The 18,968-nt window shown below is 43.1% G+C and carries 19 protein-coding genes; 12 read left to right on the top strand and 7 right to left on the bottom strand.

Annotated elements, in window-relative coordinates:
* The first annotated feature begins 127 nt into the window (after nucleotides 1–127).
* Nucleotides 128–1,768 carry a M28 family metallopeptidase gene (locus tag RB622_RS08890; protein WP_308046211.1) on the top strand — a complete coding sequence of 547 codons (1,641 nt, stop codon included), beginning with the start codon at nucleotides 128–130 and terminating at the stop codon, nucleotides 1,766–1,768.
* A gap of 63 nt (nucleotides 1,769–1,831) precedes the next feature.
* On the opposite strand, the gene RB622_RS08895 is transcribed toward RB622_RS08890, so the two are convergent.
* The 7 genes from RB622_RS08895 to RB622_RS08925 form a co-directional block, all read right to left on the bottom strand.
* Entirely contained in the window at nucleotides 1,832–3,322 is a 1,491-nt protein-coding gene (locus RB622_RS08895; RefSeq protein ID WP_308046212.1) for a peptide MFS transporter, read from the bottom strand.
* Between the two features lie 248 nt (nucleotides 3,323–3,570).
* Nucleotides 3,571–4,479, bottom strand: a complete 909-nt coding sequence (locus RB622_RS08900) for a hypothetical protein (RefSeq protein ID WP_308046213.1) — start codon at nucleotides 4,477–4,479, stop codon at nucleotides 3,571–3,573.
* Nucleotides 4,480–4,676: 197 nt separating this feature from the next.
* Nucleotides 4,677–5,438 (bottom strand): TPM domain-containing protein, encoded by a 762-nt coding sequence (locus RB622_RS08905; protein WP_308046214.1) that lies wholly within the window; start codon nucleotides 5,436–5,438, stop codon nucleotides 4,677–4,679.
* An 8-nt stretch (nucleotides 5,439–5,446) separates the two neighbouring features.
* Entirely contained in the window at nucleotides 5,447–5,887 is a 441-nt protein-coding gene (locus tag RB622_RS08910; RefSeq protein WP_308046215.1) for a TPM domain-containing protein, read from the bottom strand.
* An 83-nt stretch (nucleotides 5,888–5,970) separates the two neighbouring features.
* Complete coding sequence (locus RB622_RS08915; RefSeq protein WP_308046216.1) at nucleotides 5,971–6,552, bottom strand: LemA family protein; 582 nt, start codon at nucleotides 6,550–6,552, stop codon at nucleotides 5,971–5,973.
* Nucleotides 6,553–6,676: 124 nt separating this feature from the next.
* Nucleotides 6,677–7,873 (bottom strand): deoxyribodipyrimidine photo-lyase, encoded by a 1,197-nt coding sequence (locus RB622_RS08920; protein WP_308046217.1) that lies wholly within the window; start codon nucleotides 7,871–7,873, stop codon nucleotides 6,677–6,679.
* 188 nt (nucleotides 7,874–8,061) lie between these two features.
* Nucleotides 8,062–10,002 (bottom strand): OmpA family protein, encoded by a 1,941-nt coding sequence (locus tag RB622_RS08925; protein WP_308046361.1) that lies wholly within the window; start codon nucleotides 10,000–10,002, stop codon nucleotides 8,062–8,064.
* Nucleotides 10,003–10,621: 619 nt separating this feature from the next.
* Between RB622_RS08925 and rpsL the strand changes: the two genes are divergently transcribed.
* The 11 genes from rpsL (at nucleotide 10,622) to rpsC (ending at nucleotide 18,953) form a co-directional block, all read left to right on the top strand.
* Complete coding sequence (rpsL, locus tag RB622_RS08930; protein WP_090341137.1) at nucleotides 10,622–11,032, top strand: 30S ribosomal protein S12; 411 nt, start codon at nucleotides 10,622–10,624, stop codon at nucleotides 11,030–11,032.
* A 123-nt stretch (nucleotides 11,033–11,155) separates the two neighbouring features.
* On the top strand, nucleotides 11,156–11,623 hold the full coding sequence (gene rpsG, locus RB622_RS08935) for a 30S ribosomal protein S7 (RefSeq protein WP_308046218.1): 468 nt from the start codon (nucleotides 11,156–11,158) through the stop codon (nucleotides 11,621–11,623).
* 500 nt (nucleotides 11,624–12,123) lie between these two features.
* On the top strand, nucleotides 12,124–14,244 hold the full coding sequence (gene fusA, locus RB622_RS08940) for an elongation factor G (RefSeq protein ID WP_308046219.1): 2,121 nt from the start codon (nucleotides 12,124–12,126) through the stop codon (nucleotides 14,242–14,244).
* Between the two features lie 136 nt (nucleotides 14,245–14,380).
* Nucleotides 14,381–14,686 (top strand): 30S ribosomal protein S10, encoded by a 306-nt coding sequence (gene rpsJ, locus RB622_RS08945; RefSeq protein ID WP_015813787.1) that lies wholly within the window; start codon nucleotides 14,381–14,383, stop codon nucleotides 14,684–14,686.
* Between the two features lie 283 nt (nucleotides 14,687–14,969).
* A complete protein-coding gene (gene rplC / locus RB622_RS08950; protein ID WP_234648037.1) occupies nucleotides 14,970–15,590 on the top strand; it encodes a 50S ribosomal protein L3 in 621 nt (206 codons plus the stop codon).
* 4 nt (nucleotides 15,591–15,594) lie between these two features.
* A complete protein-coding gene (rplD, locus tag RB622_RS08955) occupies nucleotides 15,595–16,224 on the top strand; it encodes a 50S ribosomal protein L4 (RefSeq protein WP_308046220.1) in 630 nt (209 codons plus the stop codon).
* Nucleotides 16,225–16,226: 2 nt separating this feature from the next.
* Nucleotides 16,227–16,514 carry a 50S ribosomal protein L23 gene (rplW, locus tag RB622_RS08960; protein ID WP_254562800.1) on the top strand — a complete coding sequence of 96 codons (288 nt, stop codon included), beginning with the start codon at nucleotides 16,227–16,229 and terminating at the stop codon, nucleotides 16,512–16,514.
* Nucleotides 16,515–16,560: 46 nt separating this feature from the next.
* A complete protein-coding gene (rplB, locus tag RB622_RS08965) occupies nucleotides 16,561–17,385 on the top strand; it encodes a 50S ribosomal protein L2 (protein ID WP_308046221.1) in 825 nt (274 codons plus the stop codon).
* 10 nt (nucleotides 17,386–17,395) lie between these two features.
* Entirely contained in the window at nucleotides 17,396–17,674 is a 279-nt protein-coding gene (gene rpsS / locus RB622_RS08970) for a 30S ribosomal protein S19 (protein ID WP_090341161.1), read from the top strand.
* Between the two features lie 55 nt (nucleotides 17,675–17,729).
* Nucleotides 17,730–18,116: a 50S ribosomal protein L22 gene (gene rplV / locus RB622_RS08975; protein WP_194123667.1), complete on the top strand. Its 387-nt coding sequence runs from the start codon at nucleotides 17,730–17,732 to the stop codon at nucleotides 18,114–18,116.
* An 18-nt stretch (nucleotides 18,117–18,134) separates the two neighbouring features.
* The gene (gene rpsC, locus RB622_RS08980) at nucleotides 18,135–18,953 is read left to right on the top strand and encodes a 30S ribosomal protein S3 (RefSeq protein ID WP_308046222.1); all 819 of its coding nucleotides are present in this window, start codon (nucleotides 18,135–18,137) and stop codon (nucleotides 18,951–18,953) included.
* Nucleotides 18,954–18,968 lie beyond the last annotated feature (15 nt).

Here is an 18,968-nt window from a genome sequence, read left to right on the forward strand (position 1 = left end):
TGTAATTATTTCGTCAAATAAGTTTATTAAGATCGTGATGATCGGTTTATCTTTATCTTATTGACGTATGGCAACCGATCAGTGCGTTCTTAAACGTCGATTTAATGTTAACCTTTTCGCTTTCAAAATGAAAATTAAAAAGAACATTTGGACCATTGCCCTGGCGGGACTGGCATTTTCCGGTTGTGCAAAATCAGAGAAGGAAGAATCATCTTCTTTGATTGACGGTAAAATATTTGCCAAACAAATCGCAGTGCTTGCTTCCGATTCCCTGGAAGGCCGAAAACCTTTTTCGTCGGGGGAAGAAAAGACAATTCAATACTTAAAAACAGAGTTTGAAAAACTGGGGCTGAAGCCTGGTAATGGTGACAGTTACTTTCAGAAAGTTCCGATGGTGGATATACTTTCCAAACCGGCCGGTCCGCTTGTTATTAAAAACGACAAAGGATCCGTTGTCTTTAATTATCTGGATGACTTCGTAGCCGCTTCAAGGCATGTTCAGGATCAGGTGAAGCTGGCAGATTCAGAGTTAATATTTGCGGGTTACGGTATTGTCGCACCAGAATACGGCTGGAATGATTATCAGGGTTTGGATGTGAGAGGTAAGACGGTGGTGGTATTGGTGAATGATCCGGGCTTTGGCGACAGTACTTTATTTAAAGGTAAAACGATGACTTATTATGGCCGGTGGACTTATAAGTTTGAGGAAGCTGCACGGCAGGGAGCGGCTGGTGTGCTGATTGTCCATGATACCAAACCGGCGAGCTATGGCTGGGCGGTGGTGCGCAGCGGCTGGTCGAAGTCAAAATTGTATCTTAATTCTGATGATAACAATATGTCGCGCGCGGCCGTGGAAGGCTGGATTTCGATGGAGTCGGCCAGGAAGTTGTTTAAGCTCGCCAATGTTTCAGATACGTTGCTGACGGCTGCGGGCAAGAAGGGGTTTAAACCTGTTTCTTTAAAAGTCCGCACTTCCCTGGTTATTAATAACACCATTAAAAAGTCGACATCCAATAACGTGCTTGCCCTGTTGCCCGGAACCGACCGGAAGGATGAGTATATTATTTACACGGCGCACTGGGATCATTTTGGGAAAGGAGAAGCCATTAAAGGAGATTCCATCTATAACGGAGCGGCAGACAATGCTTCGGGAACTGCGGCGTTACTCGAAATTGCAAATGCATTTACGAAACTTGAAAAGAAGCCATCAAGGTCGGTATTGTTTCTATCGGTAACGGCGGAAGAACAGGGATTGCTCGGGTCTGATTATTATACTTCGCATCCGGTTTACCCGGTCAACAAAACGGTGGCGGATATTAACATGGATGTTTTGCAACCCTTCGGTAAAATGAAGGATATTATTATTGTCGGCAAAGGACAGTCGGATCTGGATGCGTATGCGGATGAAGCTGCCGCCAAACAGGGACGGACAACCCGAGGCGAACCGGATCCATCGGGTGGATGGTATTTCCGTTCCGATCATTTTAATTTTGCCAAAGTAGGCATTCCGTCTTTATATATTGAAAACGGCTCAGTCTCGGTGACGCATGGTGAAGCCTGGGGAGAAGCGCAGAAGAAAGATTATAATGATAACCGTTATCACTCACCCGCTGACGAGTACTCGCCTTCCTGGGATTTGTCAGGGATCATTGAAGATATGCAGCTGGTATTTGAAGTAGGGAAGAAGTTAAGCTACGAATCAACGTTCCCGGGTTGGAAAAAAGGATCTGAATTCAAATCGATACGTGATAAGTCGATGGGTAAGTAATGAACACTATAGCTGGTAAACAAAGAAGTCAAGTTTTTAAAACTTGACTTCTTTAACAAACCGTTACTGAATTCCTCCCATCCAGTTTTTCACCGGTTTCCAGAATATCAACAGCAATAATCCAAAACCTATAGAGAACAGGGTTACCTGTTGAAACAAAGCAGGCATTTGCTGCAAATTTTCTTCATCGAAGCCACCGGCAAACAAACCTGCAATGAGGTTTCCAAGGGATGCAGCCACAAACCAGATACCCATCAACTGGCTGACATAACGTTTTGGAGCCAGTTTGGTATAAGAACTTAATCCAACCGGACTCAGGCATAGCTCACCGATGGTATGAACCATATAGGTAAAGGTCAGGAACAAGGGAGAAACCAGTTCTCCGGTTACAGCTACCTTGGATCCCATTTCCATGATGAAGAAACCCGCGCCTACCAGAAGCAAGGCAACCGCGAATTTTACGGGCGTGGGTGGATTAATCCCCTTCGAGGACAAGAATATCCAGAGACTTGCCATAATGGGTGCAAAGATCAGGATGAAAGTTCCATTGAAATTCTGGAACCAGCTGGATGGCATTTCCCAGCCACCAAAGGTCCTTTGGGTATATCGTTCGGCAAATATTTGTAAAGATGAACCTGCTTGTTCGAAACCCGACCAGAAAATTGCAGCGGCCAGGAAGAAAACGATCAGTACAAGAACACGTCTTTTTTCAATAGTTGTCAGACCTCCGGCAATTAAGATATACAGGAAATAAAAGAGCGATACACTGACAATAATAACCCCTGCACCTTGGGCCAGCCCCTGGGCGGTGGTCATGTCGATGGTGCCGGTCCATTGTAAAATACTGAGGAAAGCAACCAGTGTCGCCACAATAGCATAACCAAGCTTTTTATTAGAACCTGATTTGGCGTCGGATTCGGCAGTTCGGATTTTCACCGGAGGTACATCGCCAAGGCCTTTTAAGTATTTTCTACTTCCAAAACGAAACACGATCAAACCAATTAACATCCCTATCGCCGCTGCGCCAAAGCCCATATGCCAGTTGATCTTTTGGCCAAGATATCCAACAATGGTAATCCCCAGTACGGAACCCAGGTTGATTCCCATATAGAATATTGAAAAAGCAGCATCGCGTCTTGCACCCCCTTCCGGATACAATTCCCCTACAATAGAACTGATATTGGGTTTTAATAATCCTGTTCCAAGGGCAACGGTAGCCAGCCCGATAAAAAACAGGATATTCCCACCGGGAACGGCCAGTATAATATGGCCCGCCATGATGATAATCCCGCCATACCAGATCGCTTTTTTCTGACCTAAATAATTATCTGCCAACCAGCCACCGGGTAGGGTAAGCAAATAAACAGATGCAGTATAAAGTCCATATATCGCAGCACCCTCGGCAGCAGGAAGACCGATCCCTCCCCGTATATTATCTAAAAGAAATAGTAGAAGGATTGCCCGCATACCATAATAGCTGAAACGCTCCCACATTTCAGCGAAAAACAAAACATAGAGACCGCGCGGGTGCTTCTGGGATATTGTCGGATTCATAAAAACAAAAGAGGTGTTTTATTTGGCAATAACGTTCCTGCCAGGTGGTTTTAATGGCGCAAGATAGGATAATATGACTAAATTTTAAATTATTATTTGTTTAAACAATTATTCCGGATTTGAAGCAATGCGCAATGGACATGCCGAAATAATGCAAAACTGTTGGCATGTATTCATGCAAATGAAAAGCCGGACAGACAGGTTTTTATACTGTCGATCCGGCTTTTCATTTTTAGCTTTTTAATGTCTTATTTCACTGAAAAAGAACCTTCTCCCACTTTGAAACCTTCGGAATAGAGTTCGATGCTGTAAGTCCCCGATTTGAAAGCGCTGTTTTTATCATAAAGGATACTGACGCCCTGGTTGTTGTTGCTGTACATAACGTCCTGGCTGATCGTGTAACCCTGTTCCTGGCCTTCATACTGGAATTTGCCTGATCCTGTTGCGTTGTCGGCAATGGTTGCCCCGCTTGGGTCAATTACCCGCATGTAAATGGTTTTGTTGTCTGCCTGGGTTAACGGATTTTTTTCTAAAATGAAATCAACCCTTACCTTGTCAATTCTTTTTGCTTTTACGTTTTCACCTTCTCTTATCTTTCCTTTAGATGAAATCGCGTATACCTTTACATTACGTGCACGCAACGCTGCTGCCACCGTAACCTTTGATTCAAGCTCAGCATTTTTAGAAACGACACCCGAAAGTGAATCTGAGACTGCTTTTTTGCTGGTTTCCAGTTCTGCCTTTTCCTGGGTCAATGTTTCTGTTTTGCTGATCAGTTGTTGGTTTTCCTCACGCAACTGAGCAATTTCTTCGTCTTTTTTGGTCAGGAAGCTTTCATAATCTTTGATTTTGTTGCCCAATTTAATCGTACCTTTTCGCAAAGCTGCACGGTCTCGTTCTAAATCGGCTTTGGCTTTTTCAAGTTCTTCGATATTTCCACCCAAGCCTTTTACTTCGATAATTTTGGCATCTAATTGTTTGGATATGGAATCGAGCTTAATTTCATTCATCGCGAGTTCATTGACGCGCACTTCCAAATCAGCTTCCTGCTTCGTTGTGATGTTACGTTCCTGGTAATAAAGATATCCGAAAACAGCTGCAACTACGGTCATGATGATTAAACCGATCACCAAACCAGTATTATTCTTATTTTCCATAAAATTTAATTTAGGTTAAACTTAATCTTGCTTAAATTCTATAAATAACTGTGCCAGCATATACGTAGATGCGTTTCCCCACAAATGAAGAAAACCTATCCGAAAGCAGGCGCTTTTGAATAGGTTTTCCTGTATATGCCCCCAACAAAGGGGAATTTAATGTTTTACTTTAACCAGATTGGCGAATAATTCCGCAGTTAGTAATCTCCGCCGGCACCACCTCCGCCGAAACTTCCGCCTCCAAAACCACCGAATCCGCCTCCGTCACCACCACCCCAGCCTGATGAACTTCCTCCACTTGAAAAGGTTGTCGGCCAGAATATTATCGGCCCGGCGCCTGAACTGCGATAACCACCGCCTCCTCCTCCGCCTTTATTTCGGGAGATAATAATCAGGATAATGACAAAGATGATGATGAAAATAAGCAGGGGGGATATACCTCCGCCATCTTCCTGTTCCTTTGGATCTGCTTTGTATTCGCCGGTGGCATATTTAAAAATTACATCAATACCCTTGTCAAGACCGCGGTAGTACATACCGTTTTTAAATTCGGGTGTGATTACCTGGGTGATGATCCGCTTGGCAATGGCATCCGGTATTGCGCCCTCCATGCCATAACCGGTACTGATGAATATTTTCCGGTCTGTTGAAGCCCAAAGAATAACAATCCCGTTGTTTTTGCCTTTTCCGCCTACGCCCCATTCCCGGCCCAGTTTGAGCGCGTAATCGGCGATAGGGTATTCTCCGGTTGTGGGAACTACCACAATGGCAATTTGTGAAGAGGTTGAATCGCTGTAAGCAACCAGTTTTTGTTCCAGCGCACTCACTTCGGTAGGATTGAGCTGCTTCGCGAAATCATTGACCAGGCGCGCCGGATTAGGCTTAACGGGAATATCCTGTGCCGAAACCCGGCAAAGGATCAAAAAGAACATTAAAGAAAAAATAAGGTATTTTTTCATAGGTATATTTACCCGAACGAGATGTTGTCGGGGAGTTCATTAACATCGTCGGAACGATATGGGAAATGAGTTTTTAATTGAATGCCGGCCTCTTCAATTCCTGCGCAAAGGCCCTCTGCATATTTGCTTTGGGAAAAATAAGTACGCATAAGATCTTTTGTGCTGTTCCAGAAATCAGCCGGTACTTTTTCATTAATACCTTTATCGCCGATCACGGCAAACTTGCGGTCTTCATAGGCGAGGTAGAAAAGTACACCATTCTGCTCCTGGGTAACATACATTTTCAAAAGACCGAAAACTTCTTTTGCTCTTTCCAAAGCATCACCCGAAGCACACTTTTTCTCAATGTGTACCTTGATCTCGCCCGAAGTTTGTTTTTCGGCTTCCCGGATAGCGGCAATGATCTGCTTTTGTTCCTCTTCTCCGAAAAAAATGGAATCGGTAGGCATAAGGGGAGTTGAAAGTTGAAAGTGGATACCGGTATCACCCTTATTGCCTCAGGAGAAACCCGGTGCAATAAGGGTAAAATGAATTAGAATTGTACAGTCGGGGCTTTTTCTGAACCTGCCGTGGCTGTGAAATAACCTTTCTGAGCAAATCCGAAAATGCCTGCAAACAGATTCGTAGGGAACGTTCTTACCTCCTGGTTGTATACTTTTACAACCGCGTTAAAATCGTTACGTGCTACGGTAATACGGTTTTCTGTTCCTTCCAATTGCGCCTGAAGTTCAAGGAAGTTCTGGTTTGCTTTCAGTTCAGGGTATCTTTCAACAGAAACCAACAGACGCGAAAGCGCTCCACTTAACTGGTCTTGAGCTCCCTGGAATTTTGCTATGTTTTCAGGTGTAAGCTGATCTGCGCTTATGGTTGTAGACGTTGCCTTTGCACGGGCTTCGATCACACCTGTTAATGTACTTTTTTCGAAATCAGCCGCACCCTTTACGGTACTTACCAGGTTTGGAATAAGGTCTGCGCGACGTTGGTACTGGCTTTCTACTTTTGCCCACGATTCTTTTACGATCTCATCCTTGCCTACCAGGCCATTATATTTGCCACATCCAACAAATCCGAAAATCAGGAGAATGACAACAACTGCGATAAGTCCTTTTGACATTGTATTATTTGATTTAGAGTTAATGATTGGGTTCAAAGTTGACCAAAGCTAGTAAAATCTTTAAGAAAAACTACATAACCGGCAACGGGACCTTATATAGTGCTGCCAGCGGTGATGACAGGATTCATTTACTGCCAACGCCGGAAACGTTATTCCAGCGGAACCAGTTGCCCGCTACGTTATAATCAACCAGGAAACTTTCGTAAAACATAGCGCCCCAGGTCCAGTTCAGTCCAAGTTCATTGGCCAGATAGTCGGCGGCTACGATTCTTTCAGCAATGGTTAAGGTGCCTGTTGAAATCAGTTTCGTAATGACTTTATTGACTGCCTCACTCTCGGTTTTGGCCGTGGTCCATTTTTCAAATAGAGGAAGATCATTCAGCCAGCGCTTATTGATTTCATGTTTAATTCCCCCCGGTTTGAAAAGCCTTGAGCCGTGACGGAGCAGGGTCCAGTGTGCAAAATCTCTTTTTAACAGATCAAAGATCACTTTTTCTACCTGGTTGTTACCGGCGTAGGGCAATAAGGACTCATAAATGTATTTTTGGGACAAACAGCCCAGCGACAACCATGTGGATAATCCGTAGTCAATGATCGGCGTATCGGAAACCAATGTTTGTCCAGATTTGATGGTATTTTCAATAAACGTACTTAAATTAAGCAGTCCCATCGTTTCTCCGCCTTTTTGTGGCGGGCTTGTGTCAGACTTACTATGCTCAACTTCCATCGGGTCGATGGCAAGCATGGGCAGCGACGGAATCAGCCCCGCTTCGTATCCTTGTGGCAACGTAACTTTTTCAGGTTCCGGTGAAGCGGTTTTTACCCTGATATCCCCTTTTAGTGCTTCGTAAAAGTCATCAAAATCAAAAGGAAGTTTGGCTATGGGGAACGGAAGATCAAGTACATTGCCCAAAGTTGACATCCAGAATAACTTAATATCAACATTAACTACTTTCAGGTTTTTACTTAAGCTGGTTTCGACACTGGTTTCATCAGGTGCAATTTCTTTGCTGGTATATATGTACTGGGCACCATATTGTTCGGCAAGCTCGGCAATAATTTCTTCAGGTTTTCCGACACGGATCAACAGATCTCCTCCTTTTTCTCTCAGGCGATTTCTCAGATCCAAAACGGATTCCAAAAGAAATTGTGCCCTTAATGCGCCTGCGCGGCGAAAGCCAAATTTTGTCTTTTCAAACTGACGGGGATCAAAAACATAAACCGGAACAACCTCCTGGGCGATTTGAGTGGCAGAAAGGAAGGCTTCGTTATCGTGAAGTCTGAGATCGTTACGGAACCAATAGATAATGCGGTGAATCATTGAAGGAGATAATAGAAAGAAAATTTTGATTGTTGTCCGTACAAGTATACTAAAAAAAGCAATTCTTGCTTGTTCAGGGCCAAAAGAATCGGGTTTACAAGTACAAACGTTTGAAAACAACGAATCCAACAAAATAGTCGTTCAAAAACTATCTTATTGGATCCGAAAAATTTCTGAAAACAGGATTTTTAGTAGCTCAGGATGGTAAATTCAGTGCGACGGTTACGCTGATGTTCTTCTTCTGTTTTAGCATTTGGAATAATCAGCTGGCGCTCTCCGTATCCGCGCGCCGTCATACGATCGGCATCAATACCTTTCAGATTCAGGTAATTTACCGCTGATTCGGCCCTGTTTTGCGACAGTGTCATGTTATAAGCATCCGTAGCGCGGGCATCCGTGTGTGAGCTGAGCTCAATTTTCATCGTCGGATTATCCTTTAAGATCTGAACCAGCTTGTCCAGTTCTATCGCGGCATCAGGACGGATATTGTATTTATTCAAGTCGTAATAAATGTTATCCAGCACGAAGGTTTTGTTTAGTTCCAGCCTGTCCAGTTTGATAGCGACATGGAAAGTCGTGTCGGTCAGTACTTTCGTTAAGAAAATTGGCGGGATACTGCGGCCATTCATCGAAAACGGTTCCCTTCTGCTGATAAATCCTTTGCGTTCAACCAGCAGTACGTAAGATCTTCCTTCTTCAACCGGTTGTGTGCCGAACTTACCGGCGGCATTGGTTTTTAGCTGGGCAATCTGCGTATCAGAAGTATCCGGTAAAATGTGTACCGTTGCGGAGTCAATAGGGGATGGGTTATTTGAATTGTCATAAACGTCACCTGCCAGAAAGTAACGCACCGTTTTCAGTTTACCCTCGATATAATTCGGATTGTTTGGGTTCAAAGGATCCATCGGGTCTCTTTGCGCGACGGTGGTATCCGGTGCTTTGGGCGTGTAGAAATAATAAATATCATCATCGCCTTTTCCGCCTTCGCGGTTGGAAGCAAAAAAGCCCTGGTCTTTATCCTTATAAAATACGAGTCCGAAATCATCCTGAGGACTGTTAAAAGGCAGTCCGAGGTTTTCAATCGTGATTACGCCCTGTGAACGTGTTGCTGAAAACAAATCGAGCTTACCCAGGCCCGGATGCCCGTCAGAAGCAAAATATAACTTTCCACCCTCCGCTACATACGGAAACATATCATCACCGGCCGTATTGATATCACGCCCCATATTAACGGGTTTGCTGAAACGGCCCGATGCGTCGATATTGGTTCTGTACAAATCAATACCACCTGCGCCGCCGGCACGGTTGGAAGCGAAATATAAAGTTTTCCCATCCCGTGAAAAAGACGGAGAGCCATCCCAGGCCAGAGAATCGTTAATGGGCAAAATAGTCGGCGGCGTCCACTGGCCGTTTGCATTGCGGCTTAGATAAAGGTCCACATCGGTAGTCCCTTTTTTCTTTCCGGTATTTCCGCGTGCAAAAATTAGCGTTTTGCCATCGGGACTGAAAGCGGGAGAACCTTCATTGGCTTCGGGATCCAATATGTCCTTGCTGAACAAGTCTGTGGCGCCTTGTGTCTCGCCTGCGTCTTTTGCCAAAGCGATTTTATAAAGCCCCAGCATGGACTGGCCATTATTTTTATAGATTTTTTCTTTTTTGGAAGAAGAAAAAACCAGTTCATTGCCCAGTGGATATGGAGAAAATTCAGATCCTGTCGTGTTGAAAGGGACATTTTTCAACTTAACGTCAGGCATTTTTTCAATGCTCAGTTTATCGGTGATTTTCAGGATCTCAATTTCACGTAAAGCTCTTTCCTGTAAATTTTTCGGGCTGTTCGGTGCTTTTGCGAATAACGAAAACTGATTGGCCGCCTCCTGGTATTGTCCCGCCGTTTTTAGGGCATAAGCATATTGAAACTGAGCTTCCGGATTGGTAACACCGGCATCAAGTGCTTTTTTATAGAAAGGGATAGCCTCTTTAAAGCGATTGGAAAAGCGGTATGATTCTGCAATCAGGAAAGTGGTCTGCACGGGCTCGTAGTTAGCCGCCGCTGCTTTCTGCAACCCCTTAATAGCGAGGTCATATTCCCCGTTATCAAATTTCTTCACGCCATCTTTATAAGCCTGCATGGCAGAATTACAGCCAGCCAGGAACGTGCCTAGTACCAGGATACTAATAACGAGGGTAAAATAACACCGCAATATTTTCATATGGTTATGTATAAATGCTAACGAATTGATAGGCGTTTATGGGTTACAAAAGACAATACTACTAAAACAACGTTTGGAAATAAAATTCTGGATATACCGGACAAAATTTTTTATTCAAAATTTCATTAGTGCTCCCAAAATAGTCATTCGTTGTCACAAAATAGTTATGAGGCTGTAATTATTACGCGAGAATCATTTGAAATTAATGATTCCCGAAAAATTATTTTACCCGATCACTTGACCAATACTAAAATTATCTGCCCTGCGTGGCGTCATTTTTCTGATTTTTATTCGGGAGGGCTTCGGGCAATGAAATGTTGTTTTACATGCGCTCAGCGCGGAAATCCGGGTGGAAAACGATGGGCAAACAAGGCCTTTCAAATAAATTGAGGAGAATTTATGGGTGCTGCTGATAAAAAAAAGTATTAACATTTTGTAAATCAGTCCAAGTCTGTTACTTTTGCAGTCCGATTTTCCGGAAAAACTGTTTGTAAAACAATCGATTAGTTGATTAACTAGATCAAAATCAATTTATTAAATGCCAACTATTTCACAATTAGTCCGTAAAGGTAGAGAGACCATTACATGGAAATCCAAGTCACCGGCTTTGGATTCTTGCCCTCAGCGTCGTGGAGTATGTACTCGTGTATATACCACAACGCCAAAGAAACCGAACTCAGCACTTCGTAAAGTGGCGCGTGTTCGTCTTTCTAACAACAAAGAAGTGAATGCCTATATCCCTGGAGAAGGCCACAACTTGCAAGAGCACTCGATCGTTTTGATCCGTGGTGGTCGTGTTAAAGATTTACCGGGTGTTCGTTACCACATTATCCGTGGTGCTTTGGATACAGCGGGTGTTAACGGACGTAAACAACGTCGTTCTAAATACGGTGCAAAACGCCCTAAGCCAGGACAAGTTGCAGCGCCGGTAAAAGGTAAGAAAAAATAAAAAGTAACTCTCTCTGCTTTTATTAAAGAACTATTCTGATAAATAAAAGGGAAGTAATCCTGGATTCTGTTCAGGGTGAATAAGTTGCAAAACGAAACCTCGTGTAAAACATTAAGTACAAAAATGAGAAAGTCCAAACCAAAGAAAAGATATATCCTGCCTGATCCAAAGTTCAGAGATGTACAGGTTACAAAATTTGTAAACAACCTGATGCTTCAAGGCAAGAAAAGCATTGCGTTCACCATTTTTTATGACGCGCTGGATGTGGTTGAGAAAAAAACCAGCGAAAGCGGCCTAGAAACTTGGAAAAAAGCATTGAACAATGTAACGCCATCTGTTGAAGTAAAAAGTCGCCGCGTGGGTGGTGCTACTTTCCAGGTTCCAACTGAGGTACGTCCGGAACGTAAACAAGCTTTGGGTATGAAATGGTTGATCAACTACGCTCGTAAGCGTGGAGAGAAAACTATGGTAGACCGTTTGGCTGGTGAAATCGTTGCTGCTGCTAAAGGTGAAGGCGCTGCTGTTAAGAAAAAAGACGATACGCACCGTATGGCGGATGCGAACAAGGCATTCTCGCATTTCCGTTTCTAGGAAATCTCCTCTGGGAGGAATGTTTGAAAAGGGTTCTGGTTTTAAACCGGAACCCTTTTTTCTTGTTTATGGACTGGATCTGAATTTAGTTTTGTGTTGGGAAGTTGCAATGTCTCGAGGAGTGGTGATTTTTGGATCATAGCAAAATGTGAGGTCATTGCGGAGGATCCGGGTCCGGTTTGAATGCAATTTGTATCGGTTCGATAAGCCGAGTTGGTTTTTCAAATTTGGCGTGCGATTGTCATGAAGGTGATATTAAATGTAACTGACCCTCAAAAAATTACTCCGTTTTTGATTTGATTTATCTGAAAACGGATCCGTTTTCGTTTTTTTATTATTTCTTAAAAAAATAACTTTCCTATTCATTGTTTTTATAATCAACTATTTATACTTTTGCACTCTGAATTTTTTGCAGTGGTGTGAAAATGCCCTTTTAAAAGTCCAGAAATTGCTTCAAGTATTGAATTGCACAACGAATATAAATAACATCACCATTTGCCATGGCACGTGATCTAAGATTAACAAGAAATATTGGTATTGCTGCGCACATTGATGCGGGTAAAACTACCACCACCGAGCGTATCCTTTATTACGCCGGAGTAAGCCACAAAATTGGAGAAGTACACGATGGTGCTGCTACAATGGACTGGATGGAGCAGGAGCAGGAGCGTGGTATTACCATTACTTCAGCGGCTACAACAGTAGACTGGAACTACCGCGGTGAAAAATATCACATCAACATTATCGATACTCCGGGTCACGTTGACTTTACAGTAGAAGTAAACCGTTCTCTTCGTGTATTGGATGGATTGGTTTTCTTATTCAGCGCTGTTGATGGTGTTGAGCCTCAGTCAGAAACAAACTGGCGTCTGGCGAATAACTATAACGTAGCACGTATCGGTTTCGTTAACAAAATGGACCGTTCTGGCGCAGATTTCCTTAAAGTTTGCGGTCAGGTGAAAGATATGCTAGGTAGCTACGCTGTTCCTCTTCAATTGCCGATCGGTGCTGAAGATACGTTCAGAGGTGTAGTTGACCTGGTTAACTTCCGTGGTATCGAATGGAATGAAGAAGATAAAGGGATGACTTTCACGGAAGTTCCAATTCCGGAAGATATGGTTGAAGAAGCGACAGAGTGGAGAGAAAAACTTCTTGAAGCAGTTGCTGAATTCGATGATACTTTGATGGAGAAATATTTCGAAGATCCTAATTCGATCTCAGAAAACGAAATTCTTGCAGCTTTGCGCGCAGCGACAATCAGCATGAAAATCGTTCCTATGGTTTGTGGTTCTTCTTTCAAAAACAAGGGTGTTCAAACGATGCTTGATTACGTGATGGCTATTTTGCCTTCTCCTCAGGATCGTGAAAGCATCATCGGAACGGATCCACGTACTGGACTTGAAATTTCACGTCAGCCAACGGATGCAGATCCTTTCTGTGCACTAGCGTTTAAAATTGCAACGGATCCTTATGTAGGACGTCTTTGCTTTATCCGCTCTTACTCAGGTTTCCTTGATTCAGGTTCTTATGTATTGAACAACCGTTCAGGAAATAAGGAGCGTATCTCTCGTATTTTCCAAATGCACGCGAACAAGCAAAATCAAATTGATCGTCTTGAAGCGGGTGATATTGGAGCGGTAGTAGGTTTCAAGGATATCAAAACAGGAGATACGCTTTCTGATGAAAAGAACCCAATTGTTCTTGAATCAATGGTATTCCCTGAGCCTGTAATTGGTTACGCAATCGAGCCTAAGAAAGCTGCGGATAGCGATAACTTCTCTAAGGCGATCACAAAATTGATCGAAGAAGATCCTACGTTGCAAGTTGAAAGTAACGAAGAGACTGGTCAGACGATCATCAAAGGAATGGGAGAGCTTCATCTTGAAATTATCATCGACCGTATGCGTCGTGAATTTAAAGTGGAGGTAAACCAGGGTGCACCTCAGGTTGCTTACAAAGAGATTCTTACGAAGAACTTCGAACACCGTGAAGTTTACAAGAAACAAACGGGTGGTCGTGGTAAGTTTGCCGATATCCTTTTCGAAATCGGACCAAGAGACGATAACGAAGAAGGACAAGAGCCAAAAACTGGTTTGCAGTTCGTTAACCAGATTGTGGGTGGTACGATTCCTCGTGAATTTATCGCGCCAATCCAGAAAGGTTTCGAAGCATCTATGTCTAATGGTGCTTTGGCAGGATATCCTTTGGATTCGATGAAAGTGCGTTTGTACCACGGTTCATTCCACGATGTCGATTCAGATGCACTATCTTTTGAATTAGCAGCGAAGATTGGTTTCAGAGAATCAGCACGTCACGCAGGTTCGAAATTGATGGAGCCTATCATGCACGTTGAAGTACTTACGCCTGATGAATACACTGGACCTATCACAGGTGACCTTAACCGTCGTCGTGGTATCATGAGAGGTATGGATTCACGTAATGGTGCTCAGGTTATCAAAGCAGACGTTCCTTTGTCAGAATTGTTCGGTTACGTAACGGACCTTCGTACGATGTCATCCGGACGTGCTACTGCGTCGTTGACTTTCGCTTACTACGAAATCGTACCGCAGCACATCTCTGATACGGTTATCGAGAAAGCAAAAGGCTTGATTAAAGCTTAATAAAATACTGGCCTCTGTCCTGAAAAGGGCGGAGGCTTAATAACTTAAACCAACGAAGTAAATGGTTCTTTCGTTGGCGGATTGCCGGAACTTGTTCCGGTTTAATTTTTCTAAGAACCGGAAATAAGCAAATAAGATGAATCAAAAAATTCGTATCAAATTGCGGTCATTCGATCACAACTTAGTTGACAAATCAGCTGAGAAGATCGTTAAGGCTGTAAAGGCAACTGGTGCCGTTGTTAGCGGTCCAATCCCTTTGCCAACTAAAACAGAGAAGTTCACTGTTTTACGTTCTCCTCACGTGAACAAAAAGTCTCGTGAACAGTTCCAGCTTTGTACTTACAAACGTCTGGTTGATATTTTCTCTACAAGTGCAAAAACTGTTGATGCACTGATGAAGCTTGAATTACCAAGCGGTGTTGACGTAGAGATCAAAGTTTAGTGATTCTTACGGACTTATTGAGTTAAGTCAAATATATAATTGGATGAAGGTCCGGAATTCTGGAAACCACATCTGAGCTCATTCAGGTAACTATTCGAATGTTTTTTTTGTGTTCGATTAATACCAGGAATTAACTGAGGTCAGATGTTTAGTACATCTGACCTTTTTTGCTGATTATCAGTGAGAAATAATAAAAAACCGCTTTGATATAAAAATTCAAATTTCTATCTTTGCAGTCCGTTTTAAAGAATAGGGTTTTACCTGCTAATTTAAATTAATTACGATGTCTGGTTTAATAGGTAAAAAAATCGGAATGACTAGTTTGTACAATGCTGACGGGCAGGCTCTGGCATGTACTGTGATTCAAGCTGGTCCTTGTGTTGTTACGCAAGTTAGGTCCGAGGAAAAGGATGGGTATAAGGCCCTCCAATTAGGTTTTGGCGAGAGAAAGGAGAAAAACTCTACTCAGCCGTTAATAGGTCACTTCAAAAAGGCCGGTACAACTCCAAAGCACAAGCTTGTTGAGTTCAAGGAATTTGAAGTGGAGCATGAACTTGGAACTTCACTATCAGTGCAAGATATCTTTGCAGAAGGTGAATTCGTGGATGTAGTCGGTTCTGCCAAAGGCCGCGGTTTCCAGGGTGTTGTAAAACGTCATGGTTTCGCAGGGGTTGGTGGACAAACACACGGTCAGCATAACCGTGCACGTCACCCAGGTTCGATTGGTGCTTGTTCGTTCCCCTCACGCGTATTTAAAGGCATTCGTATGGGTGGTCGCATGGGTAACAATCGTGTAAAAATTCAGAATTTGCGTATTCTGAAAGTGATACCTGAGCAAAACTTGCTAGTAGTAAGTGGCTCAGTACCGGGTTCAAAGAATTCATTTCTAATCATTGAGAAATAGTACCATGGAACTGTCCGTATTAAATATAAAAGGAGAAGATACCGGCAAGAAGGTAACAGTGTCTGAAGAAATCTTCGGCATCGAGCCTAACGAGCATGCGATCTATCTCGATGTAAAATTGTACTTGGCCAATCAGCGTCAGGGTACACACAAGTCAAAAGAACGTGCTGAGATCAATCACTCAACACGCAAGATTAAGAAACAAAAAGGTACTGGTGGAGCCCGTGCAGGTAGCATTAAATCTCCGGTATTCGTAGGTGGTGGTCGTATATTCGGTCCTCGTTCTCGTAACTATACTTTCAAGATCAACAGAAAAGTGAAAACGTTAGCGCGTATTTCAGCTCTTTCTGCGAAAGCGAAAATTGACGCAATATCTGTTTTGGAAGCATTCACTTTTGATGCACCAAAAACGAAGTCATATCTGACTGTACTTAATTCACTTGCATTGGTGAACACAAAAACATTGTTGATCCTTCCTGAAGTTGATAGCAATGTGTACCTGTCAAGCAGAAACATTCCTAAAGCGAAAGTTACTACGGTTGATTTGGTAAATACATATGATCTGATGAATGCAGACCGCCTTTTAATAAGTGAATCTGCTCTGTCTAATTTGGAAACCCTATTAAACAAATAGTGATGAGTGTACTGAAACGACCGATTATAACAGAAAAGGTAACGGCTCAGGGTGGTCAGGGAAAGTATGCCTTTGAAGTAACACTTACTTCAAACAAGGTTGAAATCAAAAAGGCTATCGAGAAACTGTTTGGGGTTACCGTAGAGAGCGTTCATACCATGCGCAGCATTGGTAAAAGCAAATCCCGCACTTCGGGAGGAAAGTTTGTAAGTGGAAAAACGTCAACCATCAAAAAGGCTATTGTTACAGTAGCTGAAGGCGAGGTCATCGACATTTACGGTGAAGCTTAGAATTTTGGTTGATCTATTCAAATCTTAGAAGAGTTTAAGTATAGCAATGGCAGTTAAAAAATTAAAACCGACAAGTGCTGGTCAACGTTTTCGCATGGCTCCTGCTTTTGAGGAGATCACAGCGTCAAAACCTGAAAAGAGCCTATTAGAGCCTGTTAAAAGAACAGGTGGTCGTAATAGCTCCGGACATCGTACCATGCGTCATATAGGTGGTGGTCACAAACGCAGATACCGTGTTATCGATTTCAAAAGAAATCGTTTTGATGCACCAGCAACAGTTCTTACAATTGAATACGATCCAAACCGCTCAGCACGTATCGCTCTGGTACAATATACTGATGACGAAAAAAGATACGTAATCGCTCCGAACGGATTGAAAGTAGGACAAGTAATTGTTTCAGGAAGTTCAGTAGCACCAGAAATGGGAAATGCACTTCCGCTAGGTTCAATGCCAATCGGTACAATTGTTCACAATATTGAATTGACACCTGGTAAAGGCGGTCAGTTTGCAAGAAGCGCAGGAGCTTATGCTCAGCTTGTAGCGCGTGAAGGTAAGTACGCAGTGATTAAAATGCCATCTGGCGAAATGCGTATGATTCTTTCAACTTGTATCGCAACGGTTGGAACAGTTTCCAATTCAAGTCACATGAATGTGAATTACGGTAAAGCAGGCCGTAAACGTTGGTTAGGTCGTCGCCCAAGAGTTCGTGGTGTTGCTATGAACCCAGTCGATCACCCAATGGGTGGTGGTGAAGGCCGCTCATCGGGAGGCCAGCCTAGATCAAGAAACGGACAGTTCTCGAAAGGACTTAAGACTCGTGATCGCAATAAGCATTCTGAGAAATTGATTATCAGCCGTCGTAAAAAATAATTAGAATAATATGGCACGCTCATTAAAAAAAGGACCATACATCGACTTTCGTCTGGACATCAAGATTCAGGCGATGAACAGCGCAGCTCGTAAGTCGGTAATAAAGACATGGTCAAGACGCTCAATGATCTCTCCGGATTTTATTGGACATACATTCGCAGTTCACAACGGTAACAAGTTTATACCGGTTTATGTAACTGAAAACATGGTAGGACACAAATTAGGAGAGTTTTCGCCAACGCGCAACTTCCGTGGTCACACCGCCAAAAAAGATAAAGGTAGAAAATAATTAGTCGACGATAGCTGGGTTTCGTCAATCGGAACCAGCCTATATCTGAAAGAACATGGAAGCAAGAGCTATATTAAGAAATGTGCCTACTTCTCCTCGTAAGATGAGATTAGTAGCCGACATGATTCGCGGACAAAAGGTCAGCAAAGCGTTGGCGCTGTTAAAGTTTCAACCAAGAGCGTCTTCACCAATTTTGCACAAAGTTTTACTTTCTGCAGTTGCCAACTGGCAACAATTGAACGAAGATGCAAAGCTGGAAGACGCTGATCTTTATGTTAAAACCGTATTTATTGACGGTGGACGTATGTTGAAGCGTTTGCGCCCTGCACCGCAAGGAAGAGCACACAGAATCCGTAAGCGTTCAAACCACATTACACTTGTGGTGGATGACAAAGCGGAAGTTGCCGCAAGCGTGGAAAACAAAGTAATCACCGAATCATAAGTAAACGATCTATTTCGAATGGGACAAAAGGTTAATCCTATAGGTCTGAGACTAGGAATTGTTAGAGGCTGGGACTCTAGCTGGTATGGAGGAAAAGATTTTTCTGACAAACTTGTTGAAGACGAAAAAATTCGTAACTATATAAAAGCACGTATCCCAAAAGGATCAATCTCTAAAGTAGTTATCGAGCGTACACTGAAACGCATCACGCTTACAATTCACACGGCACGTCCGGGTATCGTAATTGGTAAAGGTGGTAGTGAAGTTGACAAGATCAAAGAAGAGCTTAAAAAAATCACAGGAAAAGACGTTCAGATTAACATCTACGAAATCAAACGTCCTGAGATTGATGCAAAATTAGTTGGAGAAGCAATCGCACAACAACTACAGGCTCGTATCTCTTACCGTCGTGCCATGAAGCAATCAATCGCTTCGGCTATGCGTGTAGGAACTCAAGGTATCAAAATTCGTCTTGCGGGACGTTTGGGTGGAGCTGAAATGGCTCGTACTGAAGAGTACAAAGAAGGACGTATTCCACTACATACATTGAGAGCGGATATCGACTATGCAATCTCAGAAGCACAAACGATCTATGGTAAAATAGGTATCAAAGTTTGGATCTTCAAAGGCGAATTGTACGGAAAGCGTGATTTGACTCCAAGTGCTGCCACAGCTGCTGCTGACAGAAACGACAGAGGAACAGGATCAGGCGGCGGAAGCGACCGTAACAAAGACAGAAGAGGTGGTCGTGGCGGAAACGAAGGTAGCCGTGGCGGAAACGAAGGCGGCGGAAGCGAAGCGGATCGTCGTAAGAGAAGTAGAAATAAGAAGAAGTAATCAGACATTTTCCGA

Source organism: Dyadobacter sp. LHD-138 (assembly GCF_030929615.1).
Classification (GTDB): Bacteria; Bacteroidota; Bacteroidia; order Cytophagales; family Spirosomataceae; genus Dyadobacter.